The sequence below is a fragment of the Streptomyces termitum genome (assembly GCF_014650175.1).
Classification (GTDB): Bacteria; Actinomycetota; Actinomycetes; order Streptomycetales; family Streptomycetaceae; genus Streptomyces; species Streptomyces termitum.
In genome coordinates, this window is record NZ_BMUL01000008.1 from 201,719 (window position 1) to 216,402 (window position 14,684).

At 74.3% G+C, this 14,684-nt stretch carries 12 protein-coding genes; 7 read left to right on the forward strand and 5 right to left on the reverse strand.

What is annotated here, in order from left to right:
* Window positions 1-37: 37 nt before the first annotated feature.
* From IE219_RS17415 to IE219_RS17425, 3 genes are all read right to left on the reverse strand, one after another.
* Window positions 38-1,207, reverse strand: a complete 1,170-nt coding sequence (locus tag IE219_RS17415) for a Cmx/CmrA family chloramphenicol efflux MFS transporter (RefSeq protein WP_189978321.1) — start codon at window positions 1,205-1,207, stop codon at window positions 38-40.
* A gap of 353 nt (window positions 1,208-1,560) precedes the next feature.
* Window positions 1,561-2,241: a hypothetical protein gene (locus IE219_RS17420; protein ID WP_189978323.1), complete on the reverse strand. Its 681-nt coding sequence runs from the start codon at window positions 2,239-2,241 to the stop codon at window positions 1,561-1,563.
* A complete protein-coding gene (locus tag IE219_RS17425; protein ID WP_189978324.1) occupies window positions 2,241-2,786 on the reverse strand; it encodes a SigE family RNA polymerase sigma factor in 546 nt (181 codons plus the stop codon). Before IE219_RS17425 ends, IE219_RS17420 begins: the two co-directional genes overlap by 1 nt.
* Before the next feature lie 502 nt (window positions 2,787-3,288).
* On the opposite strand from IE219_RS17425, the gene IE219_RS17430 reads away from it, so the two are divergent.
* Together IE219_RS17430 and IE219_RS17435 are read left to right on the forward strand one after the other, a co-directional pair.
* On the forward strand, window positions 3,289-4,836 hold the full coding sequence (locus tag IE219_RS17430) for a cellulase family glycosylhydrolase (RefSeq protein ID WP_189978325.1): 1,548 nt from the start codon (window positions 3,289-3,291) through the stop codon (window positions 4,834-4,836).
* A gap of 17 nt (window positions 4,837-4,853) precedes the next feature.
* Window positions 4,854-6,587: a glycoside hydrolase family 6 protein gene (locus tag IE219_RS17435; RefSeq protein WP_189978326.1), complete on the forward strand. Its 1,734-nt coding sequence runs from the start codon at window positions 4,854-4,856 to the stop codon at window positions 6,585-6,587.
* A 108-nt stretch (window positions 6,588-6,695) separates the two neighbouring features.
* Here IE219_RS17435 and IE219_RS17440 read toward each other — a convergent pair whose 3' ends face one another.
* Both IE219_RS17440 and IE219_RS17445 read right to left on the reverse strand, forming a co-directional pair.
* Window positions 6,696-7,283: a hypothetical protein gene (locus tag IE219_RS17440; RefSeq protein ID WP_189978327.1), complete on the reverse strand. Its 588-nt coding sequence runs from the start codon at window positions 7,281-7,283 to the stop codon at window positions 6,696-6,698.
* Between the two features lie 34 nt (window positions 7,284-7,317).
* Window positions 7,318-8,340, reverse strand: a complete 1,023-nt coding sequence (locus IE219_RS17445; RefSeq protein WP_189978328.1) for a LacI family DNA-binding transcriptional regulator — start codon at window positions 8,338-8,340, stop codon at window positions 7,318-7,320.
* A gap of 378 nt (window positions 8,341-8,718) precedes the next feature.
* Between IE219_RS17445 and IE219_RS17450 the strand changes: the two genes are divergently transcribed.
* The 5 genes from IE219_RS17450 to IE219_RS17470 all read left to right on the forward strand — a co-directional run bounded on the left by IE219_RS17450 (window position 8,719) and on the right by IE219_RS17470 (window position 14,652).
* Window positions 8,719-10,059: an ABC transporter substrate-binding protein gene (locus IE219_RS17450; RefSeq protein WP_189978329.1), complete on the forward strand. Its 1,341-nt coding sequence runs from the start codon at window positions 8,719-8,721 to the stop codon at window positions 10,057-10,059.
* A 90-nt stretch (window positions 10,060-10,149) separates the two neighbouring features.
* The gene (locus IE219_RS17455) at window positions 10,150-11,154 is read left to right on the forward strand and encodes a carbohydrate ABC transporter permease (RefSeq protein WP_189978330.1); all 1,005 of its coding nucleotides are present in this window, start codon (window positions 10,150-10,152) and stop codon (window positions 11,152-11,154) included.
* A 3-nt stretch (window positions 11,155-11,157) separates the two neighbouring features.
* Window positions 11,158-12,084 carry a carbohydrate ABC transporter permease gene (locus tag IE219_RS17460; RefSeq protein ID WP_189978331.1) on the forward strand — a complete coding sequence of 309 codons (927 nt, stop codon included), beginning with the start codon at window positions 11,158-11,160 and terminating at the stop codon, window positions 12,082-12,084.
* A 125-nt stretch (window positions 12,085-12,209) separates the two neighbouring features.
* A complete protein-coding gene (locus IE219_RS17465; RefSeq protein WP_189978333.1) occupies window positions 12,210-13,652 on the forward strand; it encodes a GH1 family beta-glucosidase in 1,443 nt (480 codons plus the stop codon).
* Window positions 13,653-13,767: 115 nt separating this feature from the next.
* The gene (locus IE219_RS17470) at window positions 13,768-14,652 is read left to right on the forward strand and encodes a glycerophosphodiester phosphodiesterase (RefSeq protein ID WP_229849820.1); all 885 of its coding nucleotides are present in this window, start codon (window positions 13,768-13,770) and stop codon (window positions 14,650-14,652) included.
* Window positions 14,653-14,684: the final 32 nt, after the last annotated feature.

Sequence of the window (14,684 nt, forward strand, 5' to 3'; positions counted from 1 at the left end):
CGGGGACCGGCCGGGTCCGGCTCCGGGGCGCGTCCCGTCAGCTCCCGGGGGCGGTCGCGGCCGCGCGGGTCCGGGCCGCCGCCCGCAGGGCGAGGGCGGTGCCGAGCGCGGCGGCGACCAGTCCGGCGCTCAGCAGGAACGGGCCGGTCGGCGGGGAGAGGACCAGGGCCGCGAGCGAAGGGCCCGCGACCGCGCCGACGTTGAGGGCGGCGGTGGCGCAGGCCCCGGCGAGCACGGGCGCGCCGGCCGCCTCGTACAGCACCCGGGAGATCAGCGTGGTGCCGATCCCGAAGGACAGGGCGCCCTGGACGAGGAGGAGGCCGAGCAGGACCGCCGGGCGGTCGGCCAGCGCCGCGAGGGCGAGCCAGCCGGTGAGGAGCAGGGGACCGCCGACGGCGAGGATCCGGCCGGGGTGCCGGTCGGCCAGGCGGCCCGCGAGGGTCACTCCGGCGAAGGAGCCCGCGCCGAACAGCGCGAGGGCCGCCGGGACCCAGGCCGCGGTGAGCCCGGCCGGGCCGGTCACGACCGGGGCCAGGTAGGTGAGGGAGCCGAAGGTGGCGGCGTTCACCAGCGCGGCCAGGCCCAGGGCCGCCACCGCGCGGGGTGCCCGCAGGACCGCGGACTCGGCGCGCAGCGGGGTCCGTTCGCGCACGTCGGCGGGCGTGCGGGCGGGGACCCCGTACAGGACTCCCGCCAGGGCGGGCAGGCAGAGGACGGCGACCGCCCAGAACACGGCCCGCCAGCCCGCGAGGGCACCGAGCAGGGCGCCGCCCGGGACACCGGCGACGGTCGCGACGGTCGTCCCCGCCAGCAGCACCGACAGGGCGCGGCCCTTGCGGTCCGACGGGACCAGGGCGGTGGCGGTGGTGAGGGCCAGGGCGAGGAAACCGGCGCAGGACAGGGCGGCCGCGCACCGGGTGGCCAGCAGCACCGGCAGGCTGTCGGTCAGCGCGCCGACGACGTGCGCGGCGAGGAAGACCAGCAGGAAGCCGAGCAGCCGGGCGCGGACGGAGCGGCGGCGCCCGAGCACGGCCGCGAGCGGGGCGCCGACCACCATGCCGGCGGCGAAGGCGGGCGTCAGCGCGCCGGCCGCGCCGAGGCCCACGCCCAGGTCGCGGGCGAGGTCCGGCAGCAGACCGGCGAGCATGAACTCGGAGGTGCCCATGGCGAAGACGGCCAGGGCGAGGAAGAAGAGCGGAAGGGGCATCGGAGGACTCCGGGGCGGGGGCGGACGAGAACGCGCGGTCGCCGCGTCACCACGCCCCGCACCCGCACCCCTCCGCCTCACGGGCGGCACGACACGCCTCGCCGCCGCCCCGCGTGCGGGGGCGGTCGGAGGAAGTGGATCGCGTCAGGGGTTCCGGGGCCGGCGGGGTGACCGACGGCCCGGGCCTCTGGACGCCTCGGGGCCTGCCATGCGGGGCACTGTAGCGGCGGCCCGCCGGGGCCGCACGGGGTTTTCCGGCGCCGTGCCCTCGGCGGTCCGGCCCTCCGGGGGCTGTCCGGCGGATCTTCGCGGGCCGGACCTCAGGCCCTGTCCACGGATCTTCGCGGGACACCCTAGGGCGATCCCGTGAAGCCGCCCCGCAGGGTGGTGCGGCCGCCGTCGGGGGCCGTGAGGACGACGGTGTACGTGTCGGCGGAGGGTGTGCGGGTGCCCTCCGCGTGCGCGTACTGGGCGGCGAAGGTGTGCGCGCCGGGCGGCAGGGTGCGGCCCGGCGCGAGGGTCCAGCGGTAGACGAGGGCGTCCGGCTCCTCGGTGACGGCGGTGGTGAAGTCCTCCGCCGGACGGGTGTGCCAGCGGCCGGTGGCGGCGGTGCCCGGGGTGCGGGCGACACGGATCTCGACGACCGCGCCGGCGGCCCCGCCGTCGAGGGTGACGGCGAGGTCGTTCTGCGCCCACCAGCGGTTGCTCGCCGCGCCGAGGGTGCCGGTGGCGCGGGCGGCGGGTCCCGGCGCGGGGGAGGTCGCGGCCGGCGGGGGCGCGGGCCGGTCCCGGAGGGCGGGGAGCACGGGGACGGCGAGCGCGCCGAACACGCCGAGGGCGGCGACGGCCGCGACGGTGGCGGCGACCGCGAGACCGGCCGGCCGGCGCCGGACGCGGGCGGGCGGGGCGGGGTGGCGGGCGCGGCCGGGCGGGGCCGCCCGGCCGCGGGCGACGCGGGCGAGCATCCGGGCCCGGTCGGGGTGGTGCGCGCGCGCCGCCTCGCGCAGTTCGCGGCGCAGTCGCGTCTCGTCCATCAGCGCCTCCCCGAGGCGAGTGCGGTGGCGGCCCCGTCGCCGAGCAGGCGCTGGAGTTCGGCCATGCCCTTGGAGGTCTGGCTCTTGACCGTGCCGACGGAGATGCCGAGGGCGCGGGCGGTGTCGCGTTCGGACAGGTCGAAGGCGTGCCGGAGGACCACGCAGGCGCGCTTGCGGAAGGGCAGGGCGCGCAGGGCGGTGCGGACGTCGAGGACGGCGGGCACGTCGGGGTCCTCGGTGTGCTCGGGGCGCCGGTCCCAGAAGGCGGCGACGCGGCGGCGCTCGCGGACGGTGCCGCGGATCCGGGTGCGGACGAGGTTGGCGACGACGCCCCGGGCGTAGGCGGCGGGGTGGCCGGCGGCGCGGACCCGGTCCCAGCGGTGCCAGAGCGCGAGCATCGCGTCGGCGGCGAGGTCGTCGGCGGCGTCGGTCTCGCCGGTCAGGAGGTGGGCGAGGCGTGCGAGTTCGGCGTAGTGGCGGTCGAAGAAGACGTGGAACTCGGCCTCGGCGCCGGGGAGTTCCCCCGGCGGTTCAGGAGCGGTCACGGCGGGGTTCCGGCGCGGGGCCGGCGGGGGTGGCCACGGGCGCGCTCCTCGGCCGGTCCGGTGGGACGGGGGTGTCCTCCGACCCTAGGCGGGGGTCCGTCGGGCTGTCCAGGAGGGGCCGGGGCCTCGACGGGCCGGCCCGGGGGCGGGGCGGGGTTCGGGTGGGGCACGGGGTGGTTCTCCTCGCGGATCGGGGGTGGGGGTGCGAAGAGTCGGGTCGTCCGGGTGGCGCGGGGGTGGTGCCCGGTGGTGCGGCGGGCCGTGCCCGGTGGTGCGGGGTGGGCACGGTGAACAAGCCCTGAACCAGTGGGAGCGCTCCCACTGTGCAAGCGTGACGCAACCACGTCAAGATGCGTGAAGAGTCGAAGGCGGGTCACGGAGAATTTCCCCGAAGCCTCTTTTGCTTGGCGGAAGTTGACGCTACGGTCTGCCGGACCAGTGGGAGCGGTTCCACCCAGTCGGCACGCCACCGGGGCGTGCCCTCGCTGCGAGGACTCCGCTCATGCGACATCCCCCACGTCTCGTCGCGCTGCTCTCCGGAGCGGCGCTCACCCTGGCGGGCACCGCGCTCGCCGTCGCGGGTACGGCCTCGGGAGCCCCGGCCGCACCCGTCTGCACCGTGGAGTACTCGGTCACCAACCAGTGGACCGGGGGCTTCCAGGGCGCCGTCACCGTCACGAACCACAGCACCGTACTGAACGGCTGGAGCCTCGGCTTCTCCTTCCCCGCGGGCCAGCGCGTCGGCCAGGGCTGGGGCGGCACGTGGACCCAGTCCGGCGCCGCCGTCACCGTCACCGGCGAGAGCTGGAACGCCCGCCTCGACACCGGGGCGAAGGCGACGACGGGCTTCATCGCCTCGTGGACGGGGGCCAACACGGCCCCGAGCTCGTTCACGCTCGGCGGCGCGCCCTGCGCCACGGAGGGACCGACCACCCCGCCGACCGACCCGCCCACGACACCCCCGACCACTCCCCCGACCACCCCGCCTACTCCCCCGACCACCCCGCCCACCTCGCCGCCGCCGACCCCGGCCGCCGGCGCGCCCGAACTCTCCGTCACCGGAAACAAGTTCACCGACCAGAACGGCGCGGTCCGCCGCCTCCTCGGCGTCAACCGCTCCGGCGGCGAGTTCATGTGCGTCCAGGGCCACGGCATCTGGGACGGCCCGGCCGACGACGCCTCCGTACGGGCGATCGCCGACTGGAAGGCCAACACCGTCCGCATCCCCCTCAACGAGGAGTGCTGGCTCGGCCTCGACAACGTCAAGCCCGAGTACCGCGGCGCGCCCTACACGGCCGCCGTGAAGGACCTGGTCGCCAAGGTGCTCGCCCACGGGATGACCCCCGTGGTCGAACTCCACTGGACCCACGGCCAGTACACCGGTAACTCGGCGGGCTGCGCCGACGTGCACGCCACCTGTCAGAAACCGATGCCGAACGCGCGGTACACCCCCGCGTTCTGGACCTCGGTCGCGAACACCTTCAAGGACGACCGGCGCGTCGTCTTCGACCTCTTCAACGAGCCCTATCCGGACCGGGCGACCCCCACCGCGGCCCAGGCGTGGACCTGCTGGCGCGACGGCGGCACCTGTCCGGGCATCGGGTACGAGGTCGCCGGCATGCAGGACCTGGTGGACGCGGTCCGCGCCACGGGGGCGAAGAACCTCGTCCTCGTGCCCGGCCTCGCGTACGCCAACGACCTCAGCCAGTGGCCGGCGTACCGCCCCACCGACCCGGCGGCGAATCTGGCCGCCGCCTGGCACGTCTACAACTTCAACACCTGCTCCACCGAGACGTGCTGGAACGACACCCTCGCCCCCGTCGCGCGGCAGGTCCCCCTGCTGGCGGGCGAGATCGGCGAGAACACCTGCGGACACGCGTTCACCGACCGCGTCATGACGTGGTTCGACGACCGCGGCCTGTCGTACCTCGGCTGGACCTGGAACACCTGGGACTGCGCTTCCGGACCCGCCCTGATCACCTCGTACGACGGCACCCCCACCGCATTCGGCACCGGGCTGCGCGACCACCTGCGCGCCCTCACCCCCTGAAAGGAACCCCCACTCCCATGAGCCGCACCAGCCGCACCGCCCTCCTGGCGGCCCTCGGCCTCGTCACCGCGACGGGAGCCACCGCCACGGTCTTCGGCGCCACCGCCGGCGCCGCCACCCCCGGCTGCAAGGTCGACTACACCGTCACCAACCAGTGGAACACCGGCTTCGGCGCCAACGTCTCCGTCACCAACACCGGTGACCCGGTGACCTCCTGGACGCTGGAGTGGAGCTACGCCGGCGACCAGCGGATCGGCCAGGGCTGGAACGCCGACCTCACCCAGTCCGGCGCCGCCGTCACCGCCAAGAGCCTCTCCTACAACGGCGCGCTCGCCACCGGCGGTTCGACCTCCTTCGGCTTCAACGCCTCCTACAGCGGCGCCAACACGGTGCCCGCGACCTTCAAGCTGAACGGCGTCACCTGCAACACCGCCACCCAGCCCACCGACCCGCCGACCACGCCCCCGACCACCCCGCCCACCACTCCCCCGCCGGCCGGCTCCAAGGCCGACAACCCCTACGCGGGCGCCAAGGTGTACGTGAACCCCGAGTGGTCCGCCAGGGCCGCCGCCGAGCCGGGCGGCGGCAAGGTGTCCGGCCAGCCCACCGGCGTCTGGCTGGACCGCATCGCCGCCATCAACGGCGCGAACGGCTCCATGGGCCTGCGCGCCCACCTCGACGAGGCCCTGAAGCAGAAGGGCTCCGGCGAACTCGTCGTCCAGCTCGTCATCTACAACCTGCCCGGCCGCGACTGCGCCGCGCTCGCCTCCAACGGCGAACTCGGCCCGACCGAGATCGACAGGTACAAGACCCAGTACATCGACCCGATCGCCGCGATCCTCTCCGACGCCAAGTACGCCGGCCTGCGGATCGTCACCACGGTCGAGATCGACTCCCTGCCCAACCTGGTCACCAACGTCACCGGCCGGCCCACCGCGACGCCCAACTGCGACGTGATGAAGGCCAACGGCAACTATGTCAAGGGCGTCGGCTACGCGCTCAACAAGCTCGGCTCGATCGCCAACGTCTACAACTACGTGGACGCCGGGCACCACGGCTGGCTCGGCTGGGACGACAACTTCGGCGCCTCCGCCGAACTCTTCAAGCAGGCCGCGACCGCCGAGGGCTCGACCCTCGCCAACGTCACCGGCTTCATCGTCAACACCGCCAACTACAGCGCCCTGAAGGAGGACCACTTCACCATCGGCGACAGCGTCAACGGCACCTCCGTGCGCCAGTCCAAGTGGGTCGACTGGAACCGGTACACCGACGAGCTGTCCTACGCCCAGGCCATGCGCGACAAGCTCGTCTCGCTCGGCTTCGACAGCAGGATCGGCATGCTGATCGACACCTCCCGCAACGGCTGGGGCGGCACCGCCCGGCCCACCGGCCCCGGCGCCCTGACCAGCGTCGACACCTATGTCAACGGCGGCCGCTACGACCGCCGCATCCATCTCGGCAACTGGTGCAACCAGGCCGGCGCGGGCCTCGGCGAACGGCCCCAGGCCGCCCCGGCCGCCGGCATCGACGCCTACGTCTGGATGAAGCCCCCGGGCGAGTCCGACGGCGCCTCGAAGGAGATCCCGAACGACGAGGGCAAGGGCTTCGACCGCATGTGCGACCCCACCTACACGGGCAACGCCCGCAACGGCAACAGCATGTCGGGCGCCCTCCCGGACGCCCCGATCTCGGGCCAGTGGTTCTCGGCCCAGTTCCAGGAACTCCTGAAGAACGCCCACCCGGCGCTGTGACCCTCCCGGTCCCGCGCCCCGGCCCGGCGGGACCGGGGCCCGGGACCTGAGGAACACGGAGGCGGCCGTACGGACCCCGGGGTCCGTACGGCCGCCTCTCCCGGCCCGTCAGCCGCAGTCGACGCCGTGCAGCCCGTCCATGACCGGATCCACGGACGACCCCATGACCAGCAGGGCGCCGTCGCTCGGGCCCCACGACAGCTCGTACGTGCCGCGCGCGACGGGCCGGTAGCCGTCGTCGGTCCGCCAGGAGCCCGACGGCCCCCAGGCGATGCCGGACGGGCCCACCGCGTACACCTCGCCGCTCCCCGCCAGCAGGAACGCCTCCTCCCGCACCACCGCCGTGCAGCCGTTCGGACCCGTGGGGCTCAACACGTGGTATTCCGCGCCCAGTTCACCCAGCGCGCCCAGCGCGCAGCCCAGTGCCGCCCCGGTGGTCAGCACACCGCGCGCGACCCGCCGCAAAACCGTGCGGCCGGCCCCCGGCGGGTTCCGCGCGGCGGCGATCCGGAAGAGGACCAGCGCCCCCAGCAGCAGGACCCCGCCGACCGCCCAGCCGGGGACCACTCGCCCCAGGACGAGCAGCAGCGGATCGCTCCATCCCGCCGCGACGGCGAGGACCAGCGCCCCCGCACCGGCGACCGCGATCGGGTCCGGTCGTGTCGTCCGGTGGGCACGCCACCGCTCCGTCTCCATCCGCGCACCCTACGGCGCGCGGGGGCGACGGCCCTCAGCAGGAGTCCCGCACCACCAGCTCCGTCGGCAGGACCCGCTTCGGCTCCTCCTCCGGGGCGCCCGCCGCCCGCCGGAGCAGCATGCGGGCCATGGTGCGGCCCATCTCCTCGATGGGCTGGCGGACGCTGGTGAGCGGCGGGTCCATGAGACGGGCGACCGGCGAGTCGTCGACGCCGACGAGGGCGACGTCGCCCGGCACGGTGCGGCCCGCCTCCCGCAGGGCCGCGCGGGCGCCCGCCGCCATCACGTCGGAGGCGGCGAAGACGGCGTCCAGCTCGGGCCGCCGGTCCAGCAGTTCGCGCATGGCGCGGCGGCCGCCCTCCTCGGTGAAGTCGCCGGTGGCGACGAGGCCCTCGTCGGGGGCGTGGCCCGCCTCCGCGAGGCCGGCCCGGTAGCCGCCGAGGCGGGCCCTGGCCACGTACATGTCGAGGGGACCGGTGACGGTGGCGATGCGCCGCCTGCCCCGGCCGACCAGGCGGGCGACGGCGGCGCGCCCGGCGCCGATGTTGTCGGAGTCGACGTACGGGACGGGCTCGGCCTCGGAGCGGCGGCCGTTCATGACGACCGGGATGCCGAGGTCCCTGATCCGGTCGGGCAGCGGGTCGTCGCCGTGGACGGAGGCGAGCAGGACGCCGTCGACGCGCTGGGCCGCCAGGTACTGCTCGAAGCGCTGCCGCTCCTGCGCGGTGCGGACCAGGGTGAGCAGCAACTGCTTGTCGGCATCGGCCAGTTCGGCGCTGACGCCGCGGATCAGGTCGAGGAAGTACGGCTCGGCGAAGAGGCGCGCCTCGGCCTCGGGGATGACCAGGGCGACGGCGTCGGTGCGGCTTCCCGCGAGGGCGCGGGCGGCCTGGTTCGGCACGTAGCCGAGTTCGGCGACGGCGCGGGCCACGGCGGCGCGGGCCTGCTCGCTCACCCTCGGGGAGCCGTTGATGACCCGGGAGACCGTGCCCCGGCCGACGCCCGCGCGGGCCGCGACCTCCTCCAGGGTGGGCCTGCCGCCCCGCCGTCCGCTCACCGCCGCCGTGCTCCCCTCACCGGATTCCGTGCCGCCCGCCGCGTCCCGGCGGGCCGTACCGGACCGCACCAGGAATGGGAGCGCTCCCACATTAGGGCACCAGGACCCCGGTCCGCCACGCGTGTGTTCAGGAGATGACGTGAAGACCCGCGCCCCGGGGGCACGAAACCCGCCGAACACCTTCCGGTAACGAATCCGCGTTCATCTCTTGACACCCCCACCCGCCCGGCGGCAACCTTCCGGCAACGACGTGGGAGCGCTCCCATCAACAGGGCGTCACACCGCCCGCATCAGGTCCCGGCAGCACCCGCCGAGCCGCGAGCAGCCGGCCGGACCTCTTGGCGCACAACGAGCACCACCTTGGACGAGGAGAGTGGAATGCGCACTTCCAGCAGCAGACGCGGTCGCCGTACGGCAGCGGCGGCGGTCGCCGCCGCGGTGACCGGCACCGTCCTGCTCACCGGTTGCGGAAGCGACGGGGACGACGAGGCCGGCGGGAAGGACGGCGGCACGATCACGCTGCGGATCGGCACCTACGGTTCCTTCGGCTACGACGACAAGACCGGCGCGAAGCTCTACGCCGAGTACGAGCGGCTCCACCCGAACATCAAGATCGAGGAGTCGAACGTCTCCGACGGCCAGAAGTACTGGGACGCCCTGAAGCTGCGCCTCTCCCGCAACAGCGGCCTCGCCGACATCCAGGCGGTCGAGGTCGGCTACATCGCCGAGGCCACCGGCGAGAACATGGCCGGCAAGTGGGTGGACCTCTCCAAGGAGGGCGGCGCCGACACCTCCACGTACCTCGACTGGAAGGTGAAGCAGGCCACCACCGCCGACGGGAAGTTGATCGCCCTCGGCACCGACATCGGCCCCATGGCCATCTGCTACAACAAGGACCTCTTCGCCAAGGCCAAGCTCCCCACCGACCGCGAGGCGGTCGCCAAGCTGTGGGAGGGCGACTGGTCGAAGTTCATCGCCGCGGGCGAGACGTACAAGAAGAACGCCCCGGCCGGCACCGCCTTCCACGACTCCGCCAGCGGCCTGTTCAACGCCGTCCTGTCCAGCGACCCGGTCCAGTACGCCGACAGCGGCGGCAAGCTCGACTGGGAGAACAGCCCCGGCGTGAAGAAGGCGTGGGAGCTCGGCGTCAAGGCGGCCCAAAGCGGCCTCACCGCCAAGCTGCGCCAGTTCGACGAGAAGGGCACCTGGAACGCGGCGTTCAAGAACTCCAAGTTCGCCACGGTCGCCTGCCCCTCCTGGATGACCGGCATCATCAAGGACCAGGCCGGCCCCGCCAACCAGGGCAAGTGGGACATCGCCGCGCCGCCGGTCGCCGGCAACTGGGGCGGCTCCTTCCTCGCCGTGCCCAAGGCCGGCAAGCACACCAAGGAGGCCGCCGCCCTGGCCGCCTGGCTGACCGCCCCCGAGCAGCACGCCAAGGTCTTCGCGGTGAACGGCAACATCCCGTCCACCAAGGACACCCTGCTCTCGCCCGCCGTCCAGAACGCCACGATGCCGTACTTCGGCGACACCCCGGTCGGCAAGATCTTCTCCTCGGCCGCCGCCGGCATCCGGCCCGCCGCCATCAGCCGCTGGGACGGCCAGGTGAAGACCTTCCTCACCGACAACGGCATCCTCGACATCGAGCAGCGCGGCACCGACCCGGGCACCGCCTGGGAGAACGTCAGGAAGCTGGTCGAGGACAAGATCGGCCAGTAGCGGGGACCCCGCCGGCCCGCCGCCCTCCTGCCCGCGGCGGGCCGGCACCGTCCGCACCACCGCACGCATCGACCTGGAAGGACCGCCCCCGTGGCCACCTCCGTCCGGGCGGAGCGGGGCGGCACCCCGCCGCCCGCCGCACCGCCCTCCCCCGCCTCCCCGCACGGTCGCCGCACCGGCCCCGGCGGCCTGCGCAGCAGGCTCTACCGGTGGGACGTCAAGGCGATCCCGTACGTCTTCATCGCCCCCTTCTTCCTCACCTTCGCCGCCTTCGGCCTCTTCCCGCTGCTCTACACCGGCTGGCTCTCGCTCCACCGGGTGGAGCTGGGCGGCACCCCCGAGTGGAAGGGCCTGGAGAACTACACCTCCCTCGCCACCAGCGAGTTCTTCTGGACCGCGCTGACCAACACCTTCACCATCGGGGTCATCTCCACCGTCCCCCAGCTGCTGATGGCCCTGGGCCTCGCCCACCTGCTCAACTACAAGCTGCGGGGCCGCGGCTTCTTCCGGGTCGCCGTCCTCGCCCCGTACGCCACCTCCATCGCGGCGGCGACGCTGGTCTTCGCCCAGCTGTTCAACACCGACTACGGGATGATCAACGGCGTCCTCGACCGGATCGGCGTCGGCCCGGTCGACTGGAACACCTCCAAGTGGCCCGCCCAGATCGCCATCTCCACCATCGTCACCTGGCGCTGGACCGGCTACAACGCGCTGATCTACCTGGCCGCCATGCAGGCCGTGCCGCAGGACCTGTACGAGGCCGCCTCCCTGGACGGCGCCTCCCGCTGGCGCCAGTTCATCAGCGTCACCATCCCCTCCATCCGGCCGACGATCCTCTTCACCGTCATCGTCTCCACCATCGGCGCCACCCAGCTGTTCGGCGAGCCGATGCTCTACGGCGGCAGCGTCGGCATCAGCGGCGGCAGCGGCCACCAGTTCCAGACCCTGAGCCTCCTGATGTACGAAAAGGGCTGGGTCACCGGCGCGCTGGGCTCCGCCTCGGCCATCGCCTGGGTCATGCTGGCGCTGCTGCTGCTCATCGGCGGCGTGCAGGCGCTCGTCTCCCGCCACAACCGCAAGAAGCTGGGAGGCTGACCCGTGGCCCGCACCCCCGACACCGCACCCCCCGGCACCGCGCCCCGCGCCCCGGCGGAGCCGGCCGGGCGCCCGCCCCGGCGCCGCTTCCGCCAGACCGCCGGCCGCCAGCACCACGCCGGACCGCTCACCTACGTCCTGCTGGTCGTCGCGGCCCTCGTCTCCCTCTTCCCGCTGTACTGGAACGTGGTCGCCGCCTCGCACACCGGCGACCGGGTCGTCCAGGCTCCGGCGCCGCTGCTGCCCGGCTCCCGCCTCCTCGACAACCTCAGCTTCGCCTGGGACCAGGTCGACATGGGCGAGGCGCTGGTCAACACCGCGATCGTGGCGAGCCTGGTGGCCGCCTCCACCGTCCTCTTCTCCACCCTGGCCGGCTTCGCCTTCGCCAAACTCCCCTTCAAGGGACGGGGGATGCTGCTGTCGCTCGTGGTCGCCACCATGACGATCCCGCCGCAGCTCAGCGTCATCCCGCTGTACCAGATCATCACCGACCTCGGCTGGTTCGACCAGCTCCAGTCGGTCGTCCTGCCCTCGCTCGTCGCGGCCTTCGGCGTCTTCTTCATGCGCCAGTACCTCCTGGAGGCCCTCCCCGTCGAACTGGTCGAGGCGGCCCGGATGGACGGGGCGCACAGCCTCCGGATCATCTGGCACGTCGTCTTCCCGGTCGCCCGCCCGGCCATGGCCGTGCTCGGCATGCTGGTCTTCGTCCAGGCGTGGAACGACTTCTTCTGGCCGTTCATCGCGCTCACCCCGGACGGCAGCCCGACCCTCCAGGTGGCGCTGGCCGGTCTGGGCGCGGGCAACCACACCGTGGACCACGCCGTGGTGCTCACCGGCGCGCTGATATCGACCGTGCCGCTGCTGCTGGTCTTCGCCTTCCTCGGCAAGCACATCGTGGGCGGCATCACCGCCGGCGCCGTCAAGAGCTGACCGGCCCCGCCCTCCCCCACTCCCCCCCTTTCTCCGCACCGCCCTTCCCGCCGGGGCGCCCGGTTCCGCCGCATGCGCCGGAGCCGGACGCCCCGGCCCGTACCCCGCGTTGGGAGCGCTCCCCTATGACCGCGTCCGAAACCCGGCCGCTCACCGCCGTCCGCTCGTTCCCCTCCGGCTTCCTCTGGGGCGCGGCCACCGCCGCCTACCAGATCGAGGGGGCGGCCCGGGAGGACGGCCGCACGCCGTCCATCTGGGACACCTTCTCGCACACCCCCGGCAAGGTCTTCGAGGGGCACACCGGCGACGTGGCCGTCGACCACTACCACCGGTTCCGCGAGGACGTCGCGCTCATGGCCGAACTGGGCCTGAACGCCTACCGGTTCTCCGTCTCCTGGTCCCGGGTCCAGCCCACCGGCCGGGGCCCGGCCGTCCAGAAGGGCCTGGACTTCTACCGCGCGCTCGTCGACGAGCTGCTCGCCGCCGGGATCGAGCCGGCCCTCACCCTCTACCACTGGGACCTGCCGCAGGAGTTGGAGGACGCGGGCGGCTGGCCGGAGCGGGCCACCGCCGAGCGGTTCGCCGAGTACGCCGGGATCGTCGCCGACGCCGTCGGCGACCGCGTGAAGCGCTGGACGACCCTCAACGAGCCCTGGTGCAGCGCCTTCCTCGGGTACGGCTCCGGCGTCCACGCCCCCGGCCGCACCGACCCGGTCGCCTCGCTGCGCGCCGCCCACCACCTCAACCTGGGCCACGGCCTCGCCGTCCAGGCGCTGCGCGCCGCCCTGCCGGCGGAGAGCCAGATCGCCGTCTCGCTCAACCTCCATGAGGTGCGGCCCCGTTCGGACTCCCCCGAGGACCGGGAGGCGGCCCGCCGCATCGACGCGGTCGGCAACCGGATCTGGCTCGGCCCGATGCTGGAGGGCGCCTACCCGGAGGACCTGTACGCCGACACCCGGCACCTCACCGACTGGTCCTTCGTCCGCGACGGCGACACGGCGGCGGCGCACCAGCCGCTGGACCTCCTCGCGATCAACTACTACACGCCCACCCTCGTCGCGCACGTCGCCGAGGGCGGGGAGAAGCCGCAGGACGACGGGCACGGCGACAGCGCGCACTCGCCGTGGCCGGGCGCCGACTCGGTCGCCTTCCACCGCGCCCCCGGCGAGCGGACGGCGATGGGCTGGCCGGTCGACCCGAGCGGCCTCTACGACCTGCTGCGCCGGGTCTCGGCCGCGTACCCCGAACTGCCGCTGGTGATCAGCGAGAACGGGGCGGCGTACGAGGACGTGGTCGGCGACGGCGGCGGGGTGCACGACCCGGAGCGCACCGCCTACGTGCACGCGCACCTGGAGGCGGTGCACCGGGCGATGGCCGACGGGGTGGACGTGCGCGGCTACTTCCTGTGGTCGCTGCTCGACAACTTCGAGTGGGCGTACGGGTACGCGAAGCGGTTCGGGATGGTCCGGGTGGACTACGACACCCTGGAGCGCACCCCGAAGTCGAGCGCCCTGTGGTACGCCCGGGTGGCCCGCTCGGGCGAGCTGCACGCCCCCGGCGCGGACTGACCCGCACGCGGCGGGGGCCGCGCCGACGGCCGGGCGGCGGGGCGCGGACCGGGACTGCCCGGCCGCGTTCGAACGCGCCCCGCCCGGCTCCGGCGTGCCGGTAGGGTGGCTCTCCGTGACCCCCCTGCGATTCCGCCGACGCGCCGCGGTCTCCGGTGCCGCGCTGGCCGCGGCCCTCCTCGTCGCCACCCCCGCTCCCCTCCCCGACCCCGGTCCGGGACCCGCCGCCCCGGCCGCGGCGCCCGTGGCGAGAGCCCTGACGGTGATCGCCCATCGCGGCGCGTCGGCGGCGGCGCCCGAGAACACGCTGGTCTCGGACGAGGTGGCGCGGCGGTCCGGGGCGGAGTGGATCGAGAACGACGTGCAGCCGAGCCGGGACGGGGTGCCGTACGTGGTGCACGACGCGACGGTGGACCGGACGACCGACGGGTCGGGCCCGGTCCGGTCGCTGACCTCGGCGCGGCTGGACGCGCTGGACGCCGGTTCCTGGTTCGCCCCGTCCTTCGCGGGCGCCCGGGTGCCGACGCTGGCGGCGCAGTTGGCGGACCTGCGGACGCGGGGCGGACGGCTGCTCCTGGAGATCAAGGGGCCGCACTCCCGCGCGGAGGTGGCGCGGATCGTGCGGGACGTCTGGGAGCAGCGGATAGCGCGGCGGGTGATGGTGCAGAGCTTCGACCCGGCGTCGCTGCGGTACGTGCGGGAGCTGGCGCCGGAGCTGCCGAGGGCGCTGCTGCGGGAACGGCTCGACGCGGATCCGGTGGCGGTGGCCCGGGAGCTGGGGCTGTCCGCGTACAACGTCTCGTACCGGGGTCTCTCGGCCCGTACCGGGGTGGTCGCGGAGCTGCGCGCGGCCGGGGTGGCGGTGGACGTGTGGACGGTGGACGATCCGGAGCGCTGGCGGGTGCTGGCCGGTCTCGGCGTGACCGGGGTGATCACCGACCGGCCGGCGGAGCTGGCGGGGTGGAACGCGGCGCGCCGGGGGCCGGGCCCGTCTCGGTGACGGGGCCCGGCCCGGGGTCGTACGCGCGGTGG

What these genes read in the sequence shown, in the direction of transcription:
- IE219_RS17415 (WP_189978321.1), bottom strand. Translation starts at nt 1,207, where the DNA reads ATGCCCCTTCCGCTCTTCTTCCTCGCCCTGGCCGTCTTCGCCATGGGC.
- IE219_RS17430 (WP_189978325.1), top strand. Translation starts at nt 3,289, where the DNA reads ATGCGACATCCCCCACGTCTCGTCGCGCTGCTCTCCGGAGCGGCGCTC.
- IE219_RS17450 (WP_189978329.1), top strand. Translation starts at nt 8,719, where the DNA reads ATGCGCACTTCCAGCAGCAGACGCGGTCGCCGTACGGCAGCGGCGGCG.
- IE219_RS17440 (WP_189978327.1), bottom strand. Translation starts at nt 7,283, where the DNA reads ATGGAGACGGAGCGGTGGCGTGCCCACCGGACGACACGACCGGACCCG.
- IE219_RS17435 (WP_189978326.1), top strand. Translation starts at nt 4,854, where the DNA reads ATGAGCCGCACCAGCCGCACCGCCCTCCTGGCGGCCCTCGGCCTCGTC.
- IE219_RS17420 (WP_189978323.1), bottom strand. Translation starts at nt 2,241, where the DNA reads ATGGACGAGACGCGACTGCGCCGCGAACTGCGCGAGGCGGCGCGCGCG.
- IE219_RS17465 (WP_189978333.1), top strand. Translation starts at nt 12,210, where the DNA reads ATGACCGCGTCCGAAACCCGGCCGCTCACCGCCGTCCGCTCGTTCCCC.